Below are 22,084 nucleotides of genomic sequence, written 5' to 3'. Positions count from 1 at the left end.
ATTCACTGAGCGAGCAGACGACGTGACTTCAATCCCCAACCCTGTTGCATGCCGGCTGCTGCCAGCAGGATTGCCGCCACACCGATCCATTGCAGGGTTTGCAGTTGATGGCCGAAGGCAAACCAATCAACGAAAATCGCCGCGATCGGGTAGATGAACGACAGCGCGCCGGTCAATGCGGTCGGCAGTTTCTGAATCGCGCCGTAAAGCAGCACATACATCAGACCGGTGTGGACAATGCCCAGCGTCACCAGACTGGCCCAGGCACTCGGGGCCTCGGGCATCGCTGAAAAATGCGCAAACGGCGCGAGCAGCAACACACCGGTGCAGACCTGGATCAACGCAATCAGGTGCGGCGGCGTGCCGGTCAGGCGCTTGATGATCAACGCGGCGATGGCGTACAGAAACGCCGCCCCCAGTGCCAGCGCGATCCCCATCAGGTAATCATTGCCACCCTCGCCCTGCCCGCCATGGGCACTGACGATCGCCAGCATTCCCATAAATGAAATCGCCAGCCAGAACAGCTTCTGCAGGGTGATCTTCTCGCCCAGAAACAGCGCCGCCAACCCCACCAACATGAACGGCTGCACGTTGTACACCGCCGTGCCGATGGCAATCGAGGCCCGTGAATACGAGGCGAACAACAGCACCCAGTTGCCGACGATTGCCACCCCGCTGAGCACCGCCAGCAGGAAGGTGGTAAGAGTCAGAATGCCTGGGCGCAGAAAGCCGAAAGCGGCGCAGATCAGCAGCAAGGTGCCTGCGCCGAACACACAGCGCCAGAACACCACGTCCAGCACCGGTTGCCCCGACACCAGCACGAACCAGCCGATTGTCCCGGATATCAGCATGGCGGCGGTCATTTCGAATGAGCCGCGACGGATTGTTTTGTCCATCATCAATCTCCTTAATGTGTGGCAAAAGTATGCCAAGCGCGACCGGGGCTTCTCCAGCGCAAAAAGCAGGCTAAACTCGATTTCTGCCTTTTTTATCAAGGGTGGTTTGCGTCATTCGCCTAATGCGGGAGTTTTTTGTATGACCGACGATATCGACCAGATCCTGATCGGGGCCTTGATGGAGGATTCGCGGCGCTCGCTCAAGGCGCTGGCGCAAATCAGCGGGTTGTCCTCGCCCAGCGTGGCCGAACGCCTGCGGCGTCTGGAGGAGCGCGGTGTGCTTAAGGGTTACACCGTAGAGATTGACCCGAAATGCTTCGGTTATCAGTTGCAGGCGATTGTCCGGGTGCGGCCATTGCCGGGGCAGTTGCAGGAGGTCGAGCGGCAGATCCTGTCGATTCCCGAGTTCACCGAGTGTGACAAGGTCACCGGAGAAGACTGTTTTATCGCGCGCCTGCATGTGCGCTCGATGGAGCAGCTGGACACCCTGCTTGATCGGTTGAACACGCTGGCGGAAACCAATACCGCGATCGTCAAGAAGACCCCGGTGAAACGTCGGTTGCCGCCGATGGCGTGAGCGGCGTAGATTGTGTTTTTTCCGGCGAAGGATTGGCGGCATGAAAATTCAGGCAATGATGCTGGTGGCGTTGATGCTGGCAGGGTGCGGGACGGTGCAGACCGTGGCGTTCAGCGATAAGTCTTCCACCGACCAGTTGAAGACTAAAAAATCCTACTGCGGCGCTGTACCGCGCATCTACAGCGGCGTGACGTACGATTTCTGCATGCTGCACGCCGAAAAGCCGGATGACGTTGATGCGTTCAACTACAAGAACGCGACGCCGGGTTTGCTGGTCGATGCGGCCGTGTCGGGAGTGCTCGATACGTTGCTGCTGCCCTACACGATTTACAAGCAACAGGCCGATGGCAGCATCGTGATCAATTGATCGCCCGCTCTCTTTTTCGCAGGCAACAAAAAACCCGCTTTCGCGGGTTTTCTGTTTATAGCGGTGCAGCGATCAGTCGTCGCGGCTTATGATGCCGAAGATCTGCAACAGGCTGACGAACAGGTTGTAGATCGATACATACAGGCTGATGGTCGCCATGATGTAGTTGCGCTCGCCGCCGTGGATGATGGCGCTGGTCTGGAACAGGATGCAAACCGAGGAGAACAGCACGAAACCTGCGCTGATCGCCAGTTGCAGGCCGCTGATCTGGAAGAACATGCTCGCCAGCGTTGCGCCCAGCAGGACGAAGAAACCAGCGGTGATGAAGCCACCGAGGAAGCTCATGTCCTTGCGGGTGATCAGCACGTAGGCCGACAGACCACCGAACACCAGCGCAGTCATCGCGAACGCGGAGCTGACCACTTCAGCGCCGCCCTGCATGCCCAGGTAACGATTGAGGATCGGGCCGAGCAGGAAACCCATGAAACCGGTCAGGGCAAATGCCGACACCAGGCCCCAGGCGGAATCACGAAGCTTGTTGGTGAGGAAGAACAGCCCGTAGAAACCGATCAGCACCACGAAAATATTCGGGTAGCCGACCCGCATCTGCTGGGCCACGAACGCCATCACACCGCTGAATGCGAGGGTGAGCGCCAGTAGACCGTAAGTGTTGCGCAGGACGCGGCTAACCTCTAGCTGCTCAGCCTGCACGCTGTTGTGAACTGCGTAATCCTGTTCGCGCATGGCGACACTCCTGTTGGTTTGAAACGTTCAGTCGCAAAGATCATAACAGACGCTCTGTAACAAGCCATGCACAGAGTTTGACAGTGTGTTTCATTCAGGTATTATGGCGCCCGCAACGCAACGGAGGTGTGGCCGAGTGGTTTAAGGCAACGGTCTTGAAAACCGTCGACTGTAACAGGTCCATGAGTTCGAATCCCATCGCCTCCGCCATATTTGATACGACAAAGCCCTGATTATTCAGGGCTTTGTCGTTTCTGGCATCCGGAAATTTTACTCCTCTCCCTCAGGAGGGTTTGCGCATCTTTTCGGTCATTTCCGCCCCCTTGCTCTTCCGACACGGCTGCGCGCGCCCCCAAAAAAATTTAGTTCCTCCACCTCGCAACTGAGGGAGGCAGCTGTCTTCAACATGCGGTTTTCAGTCAAAAGCCGACAGTCCCGAAATCAAGCGTTCTGACGTCCGAAACCTGACAATTGTGTTCGGAATGTAGAAAAGTCTTTCCCTGATTCGCTCCTGTTTCCACAAATCCCTCGAGCCTAAAGTTCGTCCTGCCAGCAAGATCACATTTACTTCAGGGAATCTCATCATGAAAACTGCAATGATCATCGTCGCACTCTTGGGCTTCAGCTCTGTGGTAGCGGCACAGGACGGTACTGCCAAGAATCAACAGGTCGAGCAATATGGCTACGGCACCCACCTTGATGTCGCCAAGGTCATCTCTGAAGACCCGGTGCCGGATATTTGTGCAGTCGTACCGACACACATGACCTACCAGGATTCGCAAGGCAAACAACACGTACTGGCCTATAAAGTCATGGGCCGGTGCAGCCAGGGCTAAGTAACCTGTTCGCCGATCATTGCGCCTCGGGAAGTTGCTTCATCGAGGCGCAAATACCTTTCTGCCCCGCAGCGTTTCAACCGATAAGTGCTTTGGCCGTGGCTGCCAGCTGACTGCCAACCTGATCTTTCAACGTTTCGATGAAACGCGTGATTTTTGCATCGACGAACTGTCGCGAGGTATAGACGGCATACACGTTACGCTCGTAGGTATGGTAGTCAGGCAAAACCCGCACCAGCTTGCCGGAGCGCAGATCGTCGATGGCCGTGAAACCGGCCAGCAAGCCAATCCCGGCACCCTCTCGAATGGCAAGCGCCATCGCATCCATATCGTTGACGCTGAAACTCGGCCCTGTCGGGATAAATGTCGCGTCCCCCGCCTTGCTTTTGAGCTGCCACTCATCCCGCGCATAGTCCACCGTACCCAGCAGCAAACACTGGTGATCACGCAGATCTTCAGGCGTCTCAAGAGGCGCATGCCGGGCCAGGTAGTCTGGCGACGCCACCAGAACACAATGGCTGACACCGATCTTTTGGCTGACGTACGCGGAATCGGGTAGCGCTCGGGCGATCAGAATCGAGACATCCAGTTGATCTTCCAGCAGGTTAGGCATGCGTTGTGAAAGCAGTAAATCCACAGACACCTCCGGGAATTGCTGGCGGTAATCCAGCACGGCCCGCGTGACCAGATGCCGAGCCAGTCCGGGGACGCAATGCACCCGCAGTGTTCCCCGAGGCTCCAGCGCCGCATTGCTGGCTTCGGCTTCGGCACTTTCCAGATCAGCCAGAATTTTCGTGCAGCGCTCATAGAACCGTCGCCCCGCATCGGTGACCGACAGGCGCCGCGTCGAGCGCTGCAACAGTCGTGCGTCGAGCACGTTTTCAAGCGCAGATACAGCACGCGATACGTTACCGACTGTGGAGTCCAGATGATTGGCCACGGCCGTGAAACTGCCCATCTCGACAACCTTTATGTACACCGACATGTTCGAAAGCTTATCCATCGCGACCTTCCTGTGGATCTGGCGCACACCCGTGATAACCGCTTTGTTCAGGATGCTACACGGTCGGCCCGCAGCCCGATATTACCTCTGCAGACAACAATGATTCCCTTCGGCCCGACTAAATCAACGGGCCCTCCTTCCATAGACTTGGTTGCACAAGCTTCCTGATCTGGCTTTGCAGCACAGCCAATCAGGCACCGAGCTTCATACGAAGCTCACAACCAACTGAAGGCCACATCATGAAGACTTCCTACGATCCGCTTTATCTTTTCATCGGTGGTGAATGGCTCAACGCCGAAGGGCGCGAGACTGCCGCCGTTGTTAACCCGGCAACCGGCCGGGAAATCGGACGCGTCCCACTCTCCACCGCAGACGACCTTGATCACGCCCTGGCAGTGACTCGCCTGAGCTTCGAGCAATGGCGCCAGACCGTGCCCGACAAACGCGCAAAAATTCTCAAACGTGCCGCCGACCTGATCCTCGAACGTGCACCGCAGATTGCTGCGCAGATGACCCTGGAGGAAGGCAAACCGCTGGGTGAAAGCCTGGATGAAGTGACCCGCGCGGCGGAGTATTTCGAATGGTTCGCCGAAAGTGCCCGGCGCATCGACGGCCGTGTGGTCCCGGCCAATCGACCAGGCGTGCTGCAACTGGTCAAACGCCAGGCCATCGGCCCGGTGGCCGCATTCACGCCCTGGAATTTCCCGGCCATCACCCCGGCACGCAAACTCGCGGCAGCGCTGGCCGCGGGTTGCAGCGTCATTCTCAAGCCAGGTGAAGAAAGCCCCTCCACAGCGCTGGCCCTGGCGCGTGCACTCGATGATGCAGGATTGCCCAAGGGTGTGCTGCAAGTGGTCTTTGGCGTACCGGATCAAGTGTCCAGCCATCTGATCGCCTCGCCGATCATTCGCAAAGTGACGTTCACCGGTTCGGTGCCCATCGGGCGCCTGCTCTCCGCACGAGCGGCTGAAGGCGTGAAGCCCATCACCCTCGAACTGGGTGGGCACGGACCGGTTCTGGTATTCGAAGATGCCGACATTGAAAAAGCCGCCATCGAAGGTGTCGCCAATCGGTTTCGCGGGACCGGGCAAGTGTGCATTTCATCCACTCGGTTTCTGATCCAGCGTGGTGCCTATCAAGCCTTTGTTGATCACTTTGTCGCTGCGACCCAGGCCCTGCGAATCGGCGACGGCTTGCATCCTGACACCCAGGTCGGACCATTGGCCAACCCAAGGCAATTGGCAAAGATGGAAGAACTGGTCGCCGACGCCGTCGAAAAAGGTGCACGGGTATTGGTGGGTGGTGAAGCCTTGTCAGGCGAAGGCTACTTCTTCCAACCCACGGTTCTGGCGGATGTGCCGATGGATGCCCGCGTGATGCACGAAGAGCCTTTCGGCCCTATCGCCGTACTGATGCCGTTCGATGAACTGGCAGATGGTTTGAAAGAAGCCAACCGCCTGCCCTACGGCCTCTCTGCCTATGCGTTCACCACCAGCGCTCGCACGGCCATTGACGTCGCGGACGGATTGGAGGCCGGGATGATCGGGATCAACCAATACCGCATCGTCGCTACCGAGCTCCCCTTCGGCGGGATGAAAGAGAGCGGTCACGGCTCCGAAGGTGGCATTGAAGGTATCGAGCACTATCTCACCCACAAATTCATCAGCCAGGTTTAAGGAGCTCGCCCATGTCCAAGCTCAACTTCAACAGTCCTCGCGAAGCCGCGCGCGCGTTCACGCCAAAGCTGGCGCAATTCGTCGACTCGACACTTTATCCGCAAATCTGGAGCGATCCCGCGCTGTCCCCGCGCGACCGTAGCCTGATCACCGTGGCGGCATTGATTGCCGCTGGTCACTCGGAAGAGTTGCCTGCCCACTTACGTCGCGCGGCTGGCAACGGTGTAACCCAAGACGAACTGGCGGCAGCGATCACGCACCTGGCTTTCTATGTGGGCTTCCCTGGCGCCATCACTGCTTCTGCTATTGCCAACGCCACGTTCAGCGAAACGGAGAACAACTGAATGAAAGCCATCAACATCAGAGAATTCGGTGCGCCAGACGTCCTTGAACTCGTCGAAGTCGCCAATCCTGAAGTGCGGCCTGACGACCTGCTGGTACGTGTCTATGCCGCCGGGGTGAATCGTGCGGACCTGACTCACCGGACCGGTGGGTACGGCCGTCCGAATTTCGGCGACTCAATGATCATCGGTCTGGAAATCGCCGGCGAAGTGATCGGCAAAGGTAGCGCGGTGACGGGATTCGAAGCAGGAGATCGAATCATGGGCGTGGTCGGTGGCGGTGCCTACGCCGAACTGGCACGCATCGATTACCGCATGGCCATGCACATCCCGGCGCAGCTTGACTATGTACACGCGGCAGCCATTCCCGAGGTCTTCGTCACGGCCCATGAAGCGATGATGCATCTGGCTCGGCTCAAGGCCGGCGATTCAGTGTTGATTCATGCGGCCGCCGGCGGCGTCGGGTCGGCCGCGGTGCAGCTGGCGTACGCTACGGGTGCCACGGTGTATGCGACGACCGACGGCAGCAAGTTGGCGCGTGTCGAGCATTTGGGCGCTGACGTGGCGATCGACTACAAGACGCAGGATTTCGCTGACGTAATCGCCGCCAAAACCCAGGGGCGCGGCGTCGATGTCATCATCGACTTTATCGGGGCGCCCTACTTCGCACGCAACATTGCGTCCCTTGCAAAGGGCGGTCGCCTGGTGCAAGTGGGCATCCTCGGCGCAGGCGGCAACGTGACCGTAGCGCTGGAGGACATTCTTTACCGCCATTTGCAAATCATCGGTACGGTGATGAAGTCGCGTACGCAGCCGGAGAAGCACGACATGATCAAGCGCTTCCGCGAGCACTGGCTTGATCGCTTTGAGGGGGCCGGAAGCCTTGAGCCTGTCGTCGATAGCACGTTTGCGTTATCACGGGCTGCCGATGCTCACCGCCGAATGGAGTCTTCCGAGAACGTCGGGAAAATCATTTTGACGATGCAGCCTGAAGACTTGCTTTGAGTCTGGCCAAAACGGGGTGAAGACGCCTCCTGGAAAAATCGGCAAGACTATTTTGCTAACATCGCGCGCTCCAGCCCAATTGCACGAAGTAAACCGCAGGTATTTACATGTTCGACAGAAGCAATTTCGATCAACTATCGAGTGACCAGCAGATTTGTAGTGCTGCACGAAGTGAATGTCGCGGTCTCTACTACGTCACCTATCCAAACGACGCCTTTCGATATTCTGAGTCGCAGGAGACCATCAGAATAACTCGCGCACCCAAACGGCATGGTGAAGACGGACTGAAATTCTGGCTCCAGGCGGAGTACCTGGATTGGCGACCTGAAAGTGACAGCCGTTTCCCGCAACACGTATCCGACGCCAAGTTTGAGAAAATCCCGGAAGCTGTTTTCAATCAGATGATTGTGGATCGGACGATTGATTTGATTGCTCCGCTCAAGCAACCGCTGCATGAGCCGACAGGTTTTGTCGGAGCGTTGTTGATGTACTCAATGAAGACGGATTTCATCGTTTCACTGTTCGCGGAGTATGAAGACGAGTACATCCATTTCCACTGGTACACGATTTCATAAGCTCTGGCACCAAGGGCTCACGCGGACGTTTCCGGGGTTTGGAAATGACGAGCCAATAGCGCCAGGCTGTTCACGTGCGCGGACAAAGAGGTCCGCCAGAACGGGCCTCGATTTCCTGCATTTATCGCTACATCGGTTTGACTATTGCAGCCCGCGCCCTGGCGTCGGGACCGATCTTGAACCAGATCGAGTACATCGCGGGCAGGAACACCAACGTCATGACGGTGCCGACGAGCGTACCGCCAATCAGGGTATAGGCCAGCGTCCCCCAGAACACCGAGTGTGTCAGGGGAATGAACGCCAGGATCGCCGCCAGGGCCGTCAACAGTACCGGTCGCGCACGTTGCACCGTGGCTTCGACGACAGCGTGAAACGGATCCAGCCCTTCTTGCGCGTTGTGATGGATCTGACCGATCAAAATCAGCGTATTGCGCATCAGGATCCCCGACAGTGCAATCAACCCGACCAGCGCATTGATGCCAAACGGCTGATTGAAGATCAGCAGTGTCGGCACCACGCCAATCAAGCCTAACGGCGAGGTCAGGAACACCATGATCATCGCCGAGATCGAACGGACCTGCACAATGATGATGACCAGGGTCATGGCGATCATGATCGGCAACAACGGCAGGATCGCCTTGCCGGCCTTGCCGGACTCTTCGATCGCACCCGCCTGCTCGATCCGGTAACCGGAAGGCAGTTTCTCGATGATCGGCTGCAGTTGCTTCAGCAGCGCACTGGAAACGTCCGGTGGCTGCAAGTCTTCGGCAATGTCGCCGCGCACGGTGATGGTCGGGGTGCGATCACGCCGGCGCAGGATCGGATCCTCCATGCGCACATCGACCTCGCCTATCTGCGACAACGGGACCCGCTGCCCCGACGCACCGACCAGGGTGAAGCCTTCGATTTGCTGTGGATCGAGCCGGATATCGCCCGCTGCCCGCCCCATGACCTGCACTGAACGAATATCCTCACGCACCGCCGTGATCGGTACTCCGCTGAGCAGGAACTGCAACTGCTGCGCAACCGCAGTCGATGTCAGCCCCACAGCCTGCAGACGGTCCTGATCCAAATTGAAATGCAACGACGGCGTCAGCGGCCCCCAATCGGTGTTCACGGTTCTCATCATCGGGCTGTCCTGCATCACGCCCCGCACCTGCTCGGCGATCACCCGCAACTTGGCCGGATCAGGCCCCATCACCCGGTAGGCCACCGGAAACGGCGAGTAAGGACCAAACACGATTTGCGTTGCCCTGAGACGCGCCTCCGGGGCGAGCCCTTGAGCGACCGCGTCACGAAAACGCAACTTGAGGGTTTCCCGTGCTTCCTGACTGTCGGTCAGCACCACGATCTTGGCGAACGACGGATCGGGCAGTTCCGGCGCCATCGCCAGGAAGAAACGCGGCGCCCCCTGACCGATATAGGCCGTGACGATTTTCGCCTCATCCTGCTGGCGCAGCCAGGCTTCGACCTTGGCGGCCGTGGCGCTGGTCTGCTCGATGGAGGTGCCGTAGGGCATTTGCACCTCGATCATGACTTCGGGACGGTCAGAGGTCGGGAAGAACTGTTTCTTCACCAGGCCCATGCCCGCCGCCGCCACGAAGAACAGCACAATAACCATGCCCGCGACCAGCCATTTGCGCGCAATGACCCGAGTCAGAACCCGGCGGAAGCGGTTGTATCGCGGCGTGTTGTAGATCGCCGCATGTCCACCCTCGACTGCCTTGATGTCCGGCAACAGTTTCACGCCCAGATAAGGAGTAAACGCCACCGCCACGACCCACGAAGCGATGAGAGCGATGCCCACAATCCAGAACATGTTGCTGGTGTATTCGCCGGCCGTGGACTGAGCGAAACCGTTGGGCAAAAAACCGATCGCCGTCACCAGGGTTCCGGACAGCATCGGCGCCGCCGTGTGGCTCCAGGCATAGGCAGACGCCTTGATGCGATCGTAGCCCTCCTCCATTTTCACCACCATCATTTCAATGGCAATGATCGCGTCATCGACCAGCAGCCCGAGCGCCAGAATCAACGACCCCAGGGTAATACGATCAAAGTTTTTGCCGGTGGCCGCCATCACCACAAACACGATCGCCAGGGTCAACGGCACCGCAGCGGCGACCACCACGCCGACACGCCAGCCCATGCTCAGAAAGCAGACAAGCATGACCACCAGCAGCGCGACAAAGAACTTGACCATGAACTCGCCAACGGCGGAGTCGATATTCACCGCCTGGTCGGTGACCTTGGAGAGGCTCATGCCCAAGGGCATTTCCTCATTGATCCTGACGGTCTCGGCATCCAGCGCCTTGCCCAGATCAAGGCCATTCCAGCCCTCGCGCATCACCACACCGAGCAACAGCGCCTCTTCGCCGTTATTGCGCACCAGGAAGGTGGCCGGGTCTTCGTAACCGCGTTCGACCGTCGCCACATCAGACAACTTGAGTGTCCGCCCCTGCACGATCACAGGGGTGTCGCGGATTTTTTGCAGCTTGTCGAACGCACCGTCGAGACGCAGAAAAACCTGCGGCCCGCTGGTTTCGATTGATCCGGCCGGGGTCAGTGCGTTCTGACTGTTCAGCGCGGCGAAGATGTCCTGCGGCGACAAGCCCAGAGTCGCCAACCGGTCATGCGAGAAAGAAACAAATATCCGTTCGGCTTGTTCGCCGATGATGTTGACCTTCTTCACACCCGGCACATGCAACAGGCGCTGGCGCATGGACTCCGCATCGCGGACCAGCAGACGCTGCGGCTCGCCCTTGGCTTTCAGGGCGAACAGCGCAAAGGTCACGTCCGAATACTCGTCGTTGACCATCGGCCCGATGACGCCCGCCGGCAACTTGATCGCTTCATCGTCGAGTTTTTTACGCGCCTGATAGAACTCTTCCTGCACTTGCGAGGGCGGCGTGCTATCGAGCAACGAGACCATCGTGAAAGCGAGCCCTGGCCGCGTATAGGTTTCCGAGCGGTCGTACCATTTGAGTTCTTGCAGGCGTTTTTCCAGTGGCTCCGCGACCTGATCCTGCATCTCCTGTGCGGTCGCCCCCGGCCACGCCGTGATGACGGTCAACTGCTTGACCGTAAACGGAGGATCTTCGGCACGCCCCAGCTGGAAGAACGCCAGGGTGCCGGCAACGGCGATCAGGAAAATCAGAAAGACCGTGATCGAACGCTCGCGAACGGCGATGGCAGAAAGGTTGAATCGGCCCTCGCTCATGGACGACTCCCGGCAACGGTCGCCGCATCAGGCACGGGCATTCTTACTGCTTCACCTTCGCGCAACAGGTGAGCGCCCAGCGCCACAATCTGTTCGCCAACCCGGAGATCGCCAGCGACTCGCGCTGAATCGTCGCTCAACCCCAACACCTGAACCGGTCGCCAGGTCACGGTTGGCGGTGTGCCGGCGATGATCCACACGCCAGGACCTTTACCGGCGTCGTAAAGCGCGGCGACAGGCACTTGCAACGATGCGGCAGGTGTCGAACCCTCGGCGATTCTGAGGGTGACTGTCGAACCTATCGGCGCATTGGCCAGCGCGCCTTCCAGTACATAGCGCGCCTCGAACGTACGCGTCGTGCGGTCCGCCGAATCCGAAAGCAACCTCAGTTTCGCGGTAACAGCACCCGAGGCGTCGCCATAGAGCGTGGCTTGCGCAGTGGATCCTGCTGCGGGGCGCAAGGTCTCGGGCAAGTGCACGATGGCCTCGCGCTGCCCTGCCCGCGCCAATCGAACCACCGGTTGTCCAGGGCTGACGACTTGTCCGGGTTCGGCGAGTGTTTCCACCACAACGCCGTCGGCATCGGCAACCAGCACCGCATAACCGGAAGCGTTGCGGGCAACGTCCGCTTGCGCTTCAGCGGCGCTGAGTTGGGCCTTGGCGGTATCTGCGGCGGCTCTGATCTGATCGTAGGCCGATGCGGAAATGGCGCCGGCGCTGACCAGAGTGCGATAGCGGGCTTCGTCATCGGCTGTCTGCCTGGCGCGGGCCCGTGCGGCGATGACCGACTCCTGCTGCGCGCGTGCCTGCAACCCCAAGTCGATGGGGTCGAGCCGCATCAGCGGCTGACCGCGTTTGACGCTCTGCCCCGTGTCAACCAGACGCTCGAGCACCTTGCCCGAAACGCGAAACCCCAGGTCGCCCTGAATGCGCGCAGTCACCACTCCCGTGAAGGTGCGAGAACCGTCAGCCGCAGCCTGAACGGCGGTGAACCTGACCAGAGGCGCCTGTGTGCGCGGGTCTGCAACGGATGAGGAATCACCGCACGCCGCCAGGGCGAGCGGCAACAGGCATGCGGCAATGGGGAACGTTCGGAGCCGGCGCATAGGTTCTCTTACTGAAATAGGATGATCATCATATTCTCATCCTTGTGACCAATATCGTCAACAGTCACATTGCATGAGGTATTCGACGCTCCGGCTTTATCATTTATGCCGTGATTGCCTTTTCAAGCCTTAATTGACACATTGTGACCATTACGTAATATGGTCACGAAAATCTCGTTAAGGAACGCCGATGCCTCCCCTGCGCCCGATTGCTCTTTTAGTTACCGCCAGCCTCATGGCAGGTTGTGCGGTGGGTCCGGATTACCATCGTCCGGACGCCCCGCTTTCAGATCATTACCTGGGGCAGTCTGCTGTCGAACCACGATCCGGATCGACACCGGACAGCCTTGCCGCCTGGTGGGAAAGCTTCAATGATCCGCTGCTGACCGACCTCATCGACCAGGCCTTGCAGCAGAATCTGGACCTGGCACAGGCATCAGCGCGCGTCACCCAGGCCAAGGCCGGACTGGGCGCCGCAAATGCAGCATTGCTGCCCTCGGCGAACATCAACGCACAGACGGCACGCGCTTATCAGTCCGTCGAGACACCTTTGGGCCAGGTGTTGAATTCAACACCCGGCTATGATCGCTATGGCAATGCCTACGAGGTCAACTTCGAGGCGGGCTGGGAAGTCGATGTTTTTGGCGGACTGCGCCGCGGGCGTGAGGCGGCACTGGCTGAGTATCAGGCCTCAGCTGCGGGTGTCACGGCGACGAGGTTGGCGATCGCTGCGCAAACGGCCGACATCTACATCACCCTGCGCGGATTGCAGGCGCGGCTGGATATCGCCAACCGGCAAGTCGATACCCGGCGTGCGTTGCTGGAAAAGGTCCGGTTACTTTACGGCAAGGGTCTGGCCGCGGAGTATCAGGTGCGCCAGGCCGAGGGCGAGTTGTCGCAAGTCGAGGCGACCGTTCCGGTACTGCAAAGCGGTCTGGAGGCAGCCATGAATGCGATGGACGTGCTGCTCGGCACGCCTCCCGGCACTCACCGCACGCAACTGGCACGTGAGGGCGAAATTCCCGATGTGCCGTCGCTGACTGCGCTGGGTACACCGGCAGATCTGCTGCGGCGCAGACCGGATCTGATCGTGGCCGAACGCCGTCTTGCGGCCTCCAACGCGCGTATCGGTGAAGCGATTGCCGAGTACTACCCGAAATTTTCCCTCAGCGCCTTGCTCGGCAGCGCGACAGCCGTATCCGGCGGCAATCTTTTCACTGGTGGCGCAAGCCAATCTGCCGGTGTGTTGGGTTTGCGCTGGCGGCTATTTGACTTCGGACGCATCAACGCCCGGATCGATCAGGCCAAAGGTCAGGAATCTGAAGCATTGGCGGCCTATCGCCAGTCGGTACTGCGCGCCACCGAAGATGTAGAGAACGCGCTGTCCTCACTGGTGAATCGGCAAACCCAGACCACGACCCTGACTGGCGGCGAAGCAGCGCTGACTCAAGCACGCCAGTCCTCGTTCACCGCCTATGAAAAAGGCACCGCCAGCCTGATCGATGTCCTGCACGCCGACGAAACATTGCTGCAGGCCTCCGACGCCAGAGCGCAGGCGCGGACGGAATCGGCCCGCGCGGCGGTGGCGGTATTCAAGTCGCTGGGCGGGGGTTGGCAACCCACTGAATCACAACCTGTAGCGGCACGCTGAGCAGCACCACCAGATCGCTTTCAGGTCAGGGCATCAGGCTGCGCAGAATGAGGTTGGAGGTGAGCGTGGGCGCAACCTCGATAAAATCGAGATTGTGCTGCAGCAGCAACGGGTTGACGAAGGGACGCAGGGCCAGATGAATCGCCTCGACGGTCTCGTCCAGCGGGGTCTTGCGCTCGAACTCTCCGAGCTCCCGCCCTTCACGCACGATGTCGAAGATAAAGCGCTTGATCTGGTCTTCATACATCTGCGCACTGGGCCAGCGCTCCGCTGCCGAGAATGCCGCGATGTCGTAAAGCTTGCGATCATTGAAGAACAGGTCCACACCCGTGGCAATCACGGTCTTCACCAGCCGGCGTAAACGCTCGGTCGGCGAAATCGCCTCTGCGTTAACAGCCTGTTCGACCGCTGCAACCATTTGCCCCAGACAATTTGAGCAGATCGCTTCGCCGATCGCCTGCTTGGAATCAAAGAATTTATAGATGTACGCCTTGGAAAAACCGATGGCCCTGGCCAGATCGGAAACCGTGGTTTTGCCATAGCCGTATTGGCTGAAGTGTTCATTGGCTGCCGCGACAATCTGATCACGAATCTCGTGATCGACTGGGCCACGTGGGCCGGGCGAAGATATGGATGGCTGATTCATGGGCGTAGCTTACTCAGCCTGTCGAGGTCTTACAAATCGTGACCAATAGCGTACATATTTCACGAAAATCCGACTGGCTGAAAACGCGCCGACGTTCAAGTCATCGAACAGCGCGGATCGGCCCTTCTACGGCGTTTCCACTTCATCGACCGGCAACACCGGCAATGAAGCAAACATTTCGGCGCGGCATACCTCAAGGATTTCATCCGCCAAGGCGGAATCATCCGGACAGGCGCGTGACAAGACAATCGCGCCGACCGCACGCGACAGCAAGTCGATCATTTTCTTCCTCCCCTCGCCCTCCGCGGCATCCGGCCCTGTCGGATATTTTTCCCCCAGAGTTTGCAGGGTGCGTTCAATGCCTTCGGCAAACGTGGCTTTCACATCGTCCGACTGACGCGCCGCGTCGCCACACAGTGCGGCCATCGTGCAACCGCTGCCGCGTCCGTCGCGATGTTCTCTGTTCACGTAGACGTCGATGAAACCGGGAACATCGAGCGCCTGGGCGCCGGTCAACGATTTGCCAAGACTGCAGGCCGAGGCTTCGGCCATCAGATCAGCCTTCGAGCCGAAGTGCTTGTAAAAGCCTCCATGGGTGAAACCGGCAGCCGCCATGAGATCCGCCACACCGACGCCGTCAAAGCCACGCTCACGGAACAGCTCTGAGGCCGTCTCAACGATGTGTTCTCGATTGGCCTGCGCCTGGGCCTTGGTCACTCTCACGTGCAATACCTCGTGTTTAGCGGGAATTCCTACGTCCGATGATACATAGATGTCGCCCATAATCAAAACCGTTGACAGTTTAGATTTCGATCATCATCCTAATTTCACACCCACCGATCTCCATTCACGGGCACGGAAGATTCATCAGATGACCAAACAGACTCTTTTCTCCCCTTACACGCTAGGCAGTCTCACGCTGTCGAACCGCGCTGTTCTCGCGCCGCTGACACGCAACCGCGCGGGCCAGGGCTTTGTCCCGAGCGAATTCGCGGCGATCTATTACAGCCAGCGCGCCAGCGCCGGTTTGCTGATCAGCGAAGCGACGCAGATTTCCCGACAGGGTCAGGGTTATCAGGACACCCCCGGGATCTACACACAGGCGCAGATAGACGGTTGGCGCACGGTCACCGATGCGGTTCACGCCAAGGGCGGAAAAATCTTCCTGCAGCTGTGGCATGTCGGCCGCGTTTCACACGTTGACCTGCAAGAAAACGGCGCCGCACCGGTGGCCCCGTCTGCGCTGCGTGCCGCGACCAAAGTGTTCGTCAACAACCGTTTTGAAGACGTTTCCGAACCCCGCGCGCTGGAACTCGACGAACTGCCGGGGATCGTCTCCGATTTCCGCCAGGCCGCGGCCAACGCGGTCGCGGCCGGGTTCGATGGCGTGGAGATTCACGGTGCAAACGGCTACTTGCTGGATCAATTCCTCAAGGACAACGCCAATCTGCGCACCGACGCTTACGGCGGTTCGATTGAAAATCGTGCGCGTCTGTTGCTCGAAGTGACGGCGGCGGTCGTCAATGAGATCGGCGCGGATCGCACCGGTGTGCGTCTGTCTCCAGTGTCGCCAGCCAACGGCGTATCCAGCAGCGATCCGCAGGCGCAATTCAATTACGTCGTCGAGCAACTCGACGCCCTCGGTGTGGTTTACCTACACGTGGTCGAAGGCGCGACCGGCGGCCCGCGCGACGTGGCGCCTTTCGATTTTGGCGCCCTGCGCCAGCGCTTCAAAAACACCTATATCGCCAACAACGGCTATGACCTGGACCTGGCGAACGCGCGGCTCGCCGAAGACCAGGCCGACCTGATCGCCTTCGGTCGCCCGTTCATTGGCAACCCGGATCTGGTGGAGCGCCTCAAGCAGGGCGCGCCGCTGTCCGCGTTCAATCCCGCCACCCTCTACGGTGGCGGCGCGGCGGGCTACATCGACTACCCGACGCTGGCTGAATCAAGCGTCAGCGCAAGCTGAGCGCGTTCCGTTTCTCAACTCCTGAAAGAGAGATACCCCATGAGCACTCGCCCTACTGTTCTCATCACCGGCGCCTCCACCGGCATTGGCGCCGTCTATGCCGAACGCTTCGCCAAACGTGGTCACGATCTGGTACTGGTCGCCCGCGATCAGGCTCGCCTGGACACACTGGCAGCGCGCTTGCGCAGCGAGCACGACGTCGCCGTCGATGTCATCCCGGCAGACCTGACCCAACTCGGTGATCTGACCACCGTTGAAAGCCGCCTGCGCGACGACGCCCGTATCGGCATCCTCGTCAACAACGCCGGCGCTGCGCTGTCCGGCCACTTTGTCGACCAAAGCACCGACAGCGTTGCGCAGCTGGTTGCCCTGAACACCACGGCGCTGGTGCGGCTCGCCAGCGCCATCGCCCCACGCCTGGCCAAGGCCGGCGACGGCGCAATCATCAACATCGGTTCGGTGGTGGGCCTGGCGCCGGAATTCGGCATGAGCGTCTACGGTGCGACCAAGGCCTTCGTGCTGTTCCTGTCCCAGGGACTGAGCCTGGAACTGTCGCCGCAAGGTGTCTATGTGCAAGCCGTGCTACCCGCCGCCACTCGCACGGAAATCTGGGATCGCTCCGGCGTCGACATCAACACCCTGAGCGAAATCATGGAAGTGGGCGATCTGGTGGATGCCGCACTGGTCGGTTTCGATCGCCGCGAACCTGTGACCATCCCGCCGCTGCACGAAGCCGAGCGCTGGGATGAACTGCAGGGCGCACGTCAGGGCCTGCTGGGGCAAATCCGCCAGTCTGCGGTTGCCCAACGCTACCAGACGCCACAGTGATTTTTTGCTAGCGAGCATTCGCGGCAGATTCGATGCAGGCACAGGGCATTGCATCGAATCCTGTCGGCTTGCCGGAGTGACAATGAGTTCAATACAGACAAATTCCCGCTCGGGTTCGCCGACGTCATTCATCGACGCAGCGAACCAGTCGATCACGGTCAACGGCATTCCCTACGCCTACCGCGACACCGGGCCCGCAACCGGCGTGCCCCTCGTGCTGTTCAATCATTGGGGCGCGGTGCTGGACAACTTCGACCCCGCGATCATCGATGGCCTGGCGCAAACCAGACGCGTAATCACCACCGACTATCGCGGCATCGGCAACTCGGGTGGAACCGCGCCACTGACGGTGGGTGAAATGGCCGACGATGCGATCCAGCTGATCAGGGCGCTGGGGCTGAAAACCGTGGATGTGCTCGGATTTTCCCTCGGAGGTTTCGTCGCTCAGGACATTGCCCTCAAGGCGCCTGACTTGGTACGCCGGTTGATTCTGACCGGTACTGGACCGGCGGGCGGCACCGGCATCGACAAGGTCGGCACAGTGTCATGGCCATTGATCCTCAAAGGCTTGCTGACCCTTCGCGATCCCAAGTTCTACCTTTTCTTCACCTCGTCGGCCAATGGGCGACGATCTGCCTCGCAGTATTTAAGGCGCCTCAAGGCACGCAAGAACAATCGCGACAAGGGCCCGACACCACGCGCCTTCCTGCGGCAATTGAAAGCCATCACAGCGTGGGGCAAACAACCGCGGCAAGCGCTTGGACGCTTGCGCACACCGACGCTGGTCGTCAACGGCGACAACGACATCATGGTGCCCAGCGTTAACTCGTTTGAACTGGCCAGGCTTATCCCCGACGCACAGTTGGTGATTTATGAGGATGCCGGGCACGGCGGGATTTTCCAGCATCACGCCGACTTTGTGGCCAAGGCGCAGGCGTTTCTCGATGCTTGACCCCGTCACGCAGCAACACCGCACCCCACCGACTACCCTCCGTACAACCAGCAAGAGCCGCACCACGATGAAAGCATTTCTGATTGATGGCTATGGCAAGAACCCCGGACGCATTGACGAAGCGCCCGCCCCCGCAGTCGCTGCCCACGACGTCTTGATCGAGGTCCATGCGAGCAGTGTCAACGTGCTGGATTCGAAGATCAGCAAAGGCGAGTTCAAACTGATCCTGCCCTACGCCTTTCCGTTGATCCTGGGCAATGACCTGGCGGGGGTCGTGGTTGAAGTCGGTTCGAAGGTGACACGCTTCAAACCGGGAGACGAGGTGTACGCTCGCCCGCCCGAAGCGCGGATCGGGACGTTCGCCCAATTGATCGCCGTGAACGAAAACGCCGTGGCCCTGAAACCTGGCAATACCGACATGGTACAAGCCGCGTCCTTGCCCCTTGTTGCACTGACTGCGTGGCAAGTACTGGTTGAAACCGCCCGGCTGCAAAAGGGCCAGAAAGTGCTGATTCACGCAGGCTCGGGCGGCGTTGGCACCATTGCCATTCAGCTTGCCAAACACCTCGGTGCGTTTGTCGCCACAACCACCAGCACCGCCAATGTCGAATGGGTCAAGGCGCTGGGGGCCGATCTGGTGATCGACTACACACAGCAGAACTTCGAAAATGTACTGCATGACTATGACGTGGTGCTGAACAGCCTCGGCGCCGACGTACTGGAGAAGTCACTCAAGGTCCTGAAACCTGGTGGCCAGCTCATTTCCATCTCGGGCCCACCCACTGTGCAGTTCGCGCGGGAGCAAGGGTTGTCCTGGCCATTGCAGCAAGTCATGCGCCTGCTGAGCCTTGGCATTCGTCGCAAAGCGCGCAAGCAGGACGTCAGCTATGCGTTTGTGTTCATGCGAGCCAATGGCGCTCAACTGCAACGCATCACCGCGCTCGTTGAGGGCGGAATCATCAAACCTGTGGTTGATCGCTCCTTCCCCTTTGAATCAACGGCCGAGGCATTGAAGTACGTTGAGCGGGGACGCGCCAAGGGCAAGGTCGTTGTTGCGCTCAAATGACCACGCCGCCTGTTCCTGAATCGAACGTAGACACTGCACAGCCTTTACTGCTGGAGCGGCCCTCAGCCGAAGTGATTTCGCCAGAGGAGCAGCAAGTGCTTCAACCGGATGATGTGCAGGTTCAACCGCCCGTTATCGTTTGGCACAGTTTGATGCTTGAGCCATAAGGAAGGTTGCAGGTGATCTCGTCAGGCTGTCGCGCTCGACTCGACAAGACGAATTTGCGTGGCATTGCGCCCGGCCAGCCAGGCCAGCACGGAAGCGGCGACCAGGACAGCGGCGCTAAGCTCGAAGGTGGCTTTGTAGCCGCTCAAATCAAAGGCCAGACCGCCAATGATTGCGCCGCCGGCGATCGCCAGCTGGACGATGGCTACCAGCAAGCCGCCTCCCGCTTCAGCATCATCCGGGAGCGTCTGCGCCAGCCATGTCCACCAGCCGACCGGTGCGGCCGTGGCGACCAGCCCCCAGAGTCCGAGCAACACGGCGGTCAGCACCGGCGATTTGCCGAAGCTGATCAACGCCAGCGCAATCACCGCCATGATCAGCGGAATGGCGGTCAGCGTGCGGTAGAGGCCGCGCCCCATAAACCGTTCGATCAGAAAGGTGCCGATAAACCCGGCCAGTCCCAGCCCCAGCAGCATGAGCGACAAGGTTGAGACACCGACGCCCGTCACGCCCTCAAGAAATGGTCGCAGGTAGGTGAACAGCATGAACTGGCCCATGAAAAAGACGCTGACGGCGACCATGCCCAAGGCCACTGGCAATTGCTTCATCAGACGCAGAACGTTGCCGCTACCTGCCTGGCGTTCGGCCTTGAAGGACGGCAGGCTGATCAGCAGCCACACGGCGGCAAGCACCGCGACCGGAACCACACAGAAGAATGCGCCGCGCCAGCCGATCAACGAGCCCAGGAAGCTGCCCGCCGGAGCGGCGATGACCGTGGCCAAAGCGTTACCGCCATTGACGATGGCCAGCGCGCGGGAAACCTGTTCAGGCTTCACCAGGCGCATGGCAGTCGCCGCCGACAGCGACCAGAAACCACCAATCGCAATCCCGATCAGCGCACGTCCGAACATGAAGGACGGGTAGCCCGGGGCGAGCGCGACGACCGTTCCGGAGACGATCATAAGCAGGGTCAGGCCCAGCAGAAGCTGCTTGCGTTCGATGCGAGCGGCGACCGAGGCGATCAACAAACTGGTGATCAAGGCAAAGGCACCGGACACGGAAATCCCCTGCCCGGCCTGACCTTCGGTGATATGCAGGTCCGCCGCGATGGGCGTCAGCAGACTGACGGGCATGAACTCTGAAGCGACCAGGGCGAATGCGGCCAACGACATGGCCAGCACGGCGCTCCAGCCGCCCGTTCTTTTAGAAGGTTTTGTAGAAGGTAACGTCATGAAAACTACCTGTGGTGCGAAAAACCGTAGGGGGGTGATGCGCAGGGGCAAGCAGTTTGTCGCCCGTCCGGGCACTGCCCCTGTAACAGATAGACACATTCTCCCGGTCAATCCGGTGCTTCCCTAGTGCATTCCTCTTGAATGCTTGCCTGATCCTCTGGGGATGCAGGGTGATAGATAGGAAACGTCTCGCGCGCGCATTAGAGTTCGGTCAAAGGAGTGAGCCCACATGATCCCTACCCCTCTGCCCCAGGAATCACCTTTGGCACGGCACATCGACCCGCGTGTGAAAGCACCGGGTGACTTCGCCACGTCGATACCCGGGCTGTCGCTGTTTCGTCGCGACCAGCCGGCGCCCCCCGTGGTGTGCATGATCGAACCCAGCCTGATTCTCGTGGGTCGCGGCGAAAAGCGCTTGTGGGTCGGCGGTGAGGGCTACAGCTATGACCCGTCGCGGTTTCTGGTCACGTCGCTGGACCTGCCCGCGAACTCCGAAGTGATGCTCGCCAGTCCCGGACAGCCCTGCGTCGGCCTCGTATTGAAACTGGATGTCAGCATGCTTGCCGAGGTCATTACCAAGAGCGGCTTGCCCTCGAAACGCCAGCCATCAACGGGTACGGGCGCTGCGATTGGCAGCCTGTCGTCAGCGTTGGAGGACGCGCTCGATCGCCTGCTGGCATTGCTCGATGAACCCGAGGCGATCCCGGTCCTGGCGCCGCTGATTCTGCGAGAAATCCACTATCGGCTGCTGCACACCGACCAAGGCCCACGGCTGCGGCAGATCACTGCCGTCGACGGTCAGGGCTATCGCATCGCCAAGGCCATTGACTGGCTCAAGGTCAACTACACCGATGCCCTGCGCATCGACGATCTGGCCGCGCGGGTGCAGATGAGCACGCCGACCTTTCACCATCATTTCCGCCAGCTCACCGGCATGAGTCCGCTGCAGTACCAGAAATGGCTGCGGCTCAACGAAGCGCGCCGACTGATGTTGGTCGAGCGCCTCGACGTGTCGCGGGCGGCGTTTGCAGTCGGCTATGAAAGTCCTTCGCAGTTCAGCCGCGAATATGGCCGGCTGTTCGGCACCGCACCGAGCCGCGACATGGCCCTTTTACGCGGACAGCCCTACGAGGCAGAAGCGCTCGGCACAGTCGCGAATTGAACGAAAACCGGTGATGCGCCTCGCTGCGTGTCACTGCTTATAACAATGCACGTCAACCGATGATCAG

21 protein-coding genes and 1 tRNA gene are annotated in these 22,084 nt (G+C 59.7%); 14 read left to right on the top strand and 8 right to left on the bottom strand.

Features of this window, described 5'->3' with window-relative positions; translation table 11 throughout:
- Positions 1–2: 2 nt before the first annotated feature.
- Positions 3–896 (bottom strand): DMT family transporter, encoded by an 894-nt coding sequence (locus ACEN93_RS01425; RefSeq protein ID WP_414881647.1) that lies wholly within the window; start codon positions 894–896, stop codon positions 3–5.
- Between the two features lie 139 nt (positions 897–1,035).
- On the opposite strand from ACEN93_RS01425, the gene ACEN93_RS01420 reads away from it, so the two are divergent.
- Together ACEN93_RS01420 and ACEN93_RS01415 are read left to right on the top strand one after the other, a co-directional pair.
- Positions 1,036–1,473, top strand: coding sequence for an Lrp/AsnC family transcriptional regulator (locus tag ACEN93_RS01420; protein WP_064381847.1), 438 nt, complete (start codon positions 1,036–1,038; stop codon positions 1,471–1,473).
- Positions 1,474–1,513: 40 nt separating this feature from the next.
- The gene (locus ACEN93_RS01415) at positions 1,514–1,840 is read left to right on the top strand and encodes a YceK/YidQ family lipoprotein (RefSeq protein WP_495610929.1); all 327 of its coding nucleotides are present in this window, start codon (positions 1,514–1,516) and stop codon (positions 1,838–1,840) included.
- A gap of 72 nt (positions 1,841–1,912) precedes the next feature.
- On the opposite strand, the gene ACEN93_RS01410 is transcribed toward ACEN93_RS01415, so the two are convergent.
- Entirely contained in the window at positions 1,913–2,584 is a 672-nt protein-coding gene (locus tag ACEN93_RS01410; RefSeq protein WP_495610928.1) for a Bax inhibitor-1/YccA family protein, read from the bottom strand.
- Between the two features lie 122 nt (positions 2,585–2,706).
- On the opposite strand from ACEN93_RS01410, the gene ACEN93_RS01405 reads away from it, so the two are divergent.
- A tRNA-Ser gene (locus ACEN93_RS01405) sits at positions 2,707–2,794 on the top strand.
- A gap of 374 nt (positions 2,795–3,168) precedes the next feature.
- Positions 3,169–3,420 (top strand): DUF2790 domain-containing protein, encoded by a 252-nt coding sequence (locus ACEN93_RS01400; RefSeq protein WP_074690881.1) that lies wholly within the window; start codon positions 3,169–3,171, stop codon positions 3,418–3,420.
- A gap of 76 nt (positions 3,421–3,496) precedes the next feature.
- On the opposite strand, the gene ACEN93_RS01395 is transcribed toward ACEN93_RS01400, so the two are convergent.
- Positions 3,497–4,423 carry a LysR family transcriptional regulator gene (locus ACEN93_RS01395; RefSeq protein WP_085611760.1) on the bottom strand — a complete coding sequence of 309 codons (927 nt, stop codon included), beginning with the start codon at positions 4,421–4,423 and terminating at the stop codon, positions 3,497–3,499.
- Positions 4,424–4,662: 239 nt separating this feature from the next.
- Here ACEN93_RS01395 and ACEN93_RS01390 point away from each other — a divergent pair, with 239 nt between their 5' ends.
- From ACEN93_RS01390 to ACEN93_RS01375, 4 genes are all read left to right on the top strand, one after another.
- Positions 4,663–6,099, top strand: a complete 1,437-nt coding sequence (locus ACEN93_RS01390; protein WP_074690880.1) for an NAD-dependent succinate-semialdehyde dehydrogenase — start codon at positions 4,663–4,665, stop codon at positions 6,097–6,099.
- An 11-nt stretch (positions 6,100–6,110) separates the two neighbouring features.
- Positions 6,111–6,443, top strand: a complete 333-nt coding sequence (locus ACEN93_RS01385) for a carboxymuconolactone decarboxylase family protein (RefSeq protein ID WP_130926588.1) — start codon at positions 6,111–6,113, stop codon at positions 6,441–6,443.
- On the top strand, positions 6,444–7,445 hold the full coding sequence (locus tag ACEN93_RS01380; RefSeq protein ID WP_039772202.1) for an NAD(P)H-quinone oxidoreductase: 1,002 nt from the start codon (positions 6,444–6,446) through the stop codon (positions 7,443–7,445).
- A gap of 107 nt (positions 7,446–7,552) precedes the next feature.
- Positions 7,553–8,020, top strand: coding sequence for a hypothetical protein (locus ACEN93_RS01375; RefSeq protein WP_495610927.1), 468 nt, complete (start codon positions 7,553–7,555; stop codon positions 8,018–8,020).
- Between the two features lie 127 nt (positions 8,021–8,147).
- Here the strand turns inward: ACEN93_RS01375 and ACEN93_RS01370 are convergent, their stop codons facing one another.
- Both ACEN93_RS01370 and ACEN93_RS01365 read right to left on the bottom strand, forming a co-directional pair.
- Positions 8,148–11,237, bottom strand: a complete 3,090-nt coding sequence (locus ACEN93_RS01370; protein WP_490841791.1) for an efflux RND transporter permease subunit — start codon at positions 11,235–11,237, stop codon at positions 8,148–8,150.
- A complete protein-coding gene (locus tag ACEN93_RS01365; protein WP_039772197.1) occupies positions 11,234–12,343 on the bottom strand; it encodes an efflux RND transporter periplasmic adaptor subunit in 1,110 nt (369 codons plus the stop codon). Before ACEN93_RS01365 ends, ACEN93_RS01370 begins: the two co-directional genes overlap by 4 nt.
- Positions 12,344–12,533: 190 nt before the next feature.
- Between ACEN93_RS01365 and ACEN93_RS01360 the strand changes: the two genes are divergently transcribed.
- Positions 12,534–13,994 carry an efflux transporter outer membrane subunit gene (locus ACEN93_RS01360; RefSeq protein WP_495610926.1) on the top strand — a complete coding sequence of 487 codons (1,461 nt, stop codon included), beginning with the start codon at positions 12,534–12,536 and terminating at the stop codon, positions 13,992–13,994.
- Positions 13,995–14,019: 25 nt separating this feature from the next.
- Here the strand turns inward: ACEN93_RS01360 and ACEN93_RS01355 are convergent, their stop codons facing one another.
- Entirely contained in the window at positions 14,020–14,640 is a 621-nt protein-coding gene (locus tag ACEN93_RS01355) for a TetR/AcrR family transcriptional regulator (protein ID WP_495610925.1), read from the bottom strand.
- 126 nt (positions 14,641–14,766) lie between these two features.
- Positions 14,767–15,363 (bottom strand): TetR/AcrR family transcriptional regulator, encoded by a 597-nt coding sequence (locus ACEN93_RS01350; protein WP_170844938.1) that lies wholly within the window; start codon positions 15,361–15,363, stop codon positions 14,767–14,769.
- 148 nt (positions 15,364–15,511) lie between these two features.
- Here ACEN93_RS01350 and ACEN93_RS01345 point away from each other — a divergent pair, with 148 nt between their 5' ends.
- The 4 genes from ACEN93_RS01345 to ACEN93_RS01330 all read left to right on the top strand — a co-directional run bounded on the left by ACEN93_RS01345 (position 15,512) and on the right by ACEN93_RS01330 (position 19,458).
- On the top strand, positions 15,512–16,612 hold the full coding sequence (locus tag ACEN93_RS01345) for an alkene reductase (protein WP_103386870.1): 1,101 nt from the start codon (positions 15,512–15,514) through the stop codon (positions 16,610–16,612).
- A gap of 39 nt (positions 16,613–16,651) precedes the next feature.
- On the top strand, positions 16,652–17,440 hold the full coding sequence (locus ACEN93_RS01340; RefSeq protein WP_495610924.1) for an SDR family NAD(P)-dependent oxidoreductase: 789 nt from the start codon (positions 16,652–16,654) through the stop codon (positions 17,438–17,440).
- A gap of 82 nt (positions 17,441–17,522) precedes the next feature.
- On the top strand, positions 17,523–18,392 hold the full coding sequence (locus ACEN93_RS01335; RefSeq protein WP_039772187.1) for an alpha/beta fold hydrolase: 870 nt from the start codon (positions 17,523–17,525) through the stop codon (positions 18,390–18,392).
- 67 nt (positions 18,393–18,459) lie between these two features.
- Positions 18,460–19,458 (top strand): NADP-dependent oxidoreductase, encoded by a 999-nt coding sequence (locus ACEN93_RS01330; RefSeq protein ID WP_210710429.1) that lies wholly within the window; start codon positions 18,460–18,462, stop codon positions 19,456–19,458.
- A gap of 188 nt (positions 19,459–19,646) precedes the next feature.
- On the opposite strand, the gene ACEN93_RS01325 is transcribed toward ACEN93_RS01330, so the two are convergent.
- On the bottom strand, positions 19,647–20,855 hold the full coding sequence (locus ACEN93_RS01325; protein ID WP_495610923.1) for an MFS transporter: 1,209 nt from the start codon (positions 20,853–20,855) through the stop codon (positions 19,647–19,649).
- A gap of 229 nt (positions 20,856–21,084) precedes the next feature.
- On the opposite strand from ACEN93_RS01325, the gene ACEN93_RS01320 reads away from it, so the two are divergent.
- Positions 21,085–22,017 (top strand): AraC family transcriptional regulator, encoded by a 933-nt coding sequence (locus tag ACEN93_RS01320; protein WP_495610922.1) that lies wholly within the window; start codon positions 21,085–21,087, stop codon positions 22,015–22,017.
- Positions 22,018–22,084 lie beyond the last annotated feature (67 nt).

The organism is Pseudomonas sp. Pseusp21, assembly GCF_059492145.1.
Note: the sequence above shows the minus strand (reverse complement) of the source record. Positions and strands in the feature narration are given on the sequence as shown.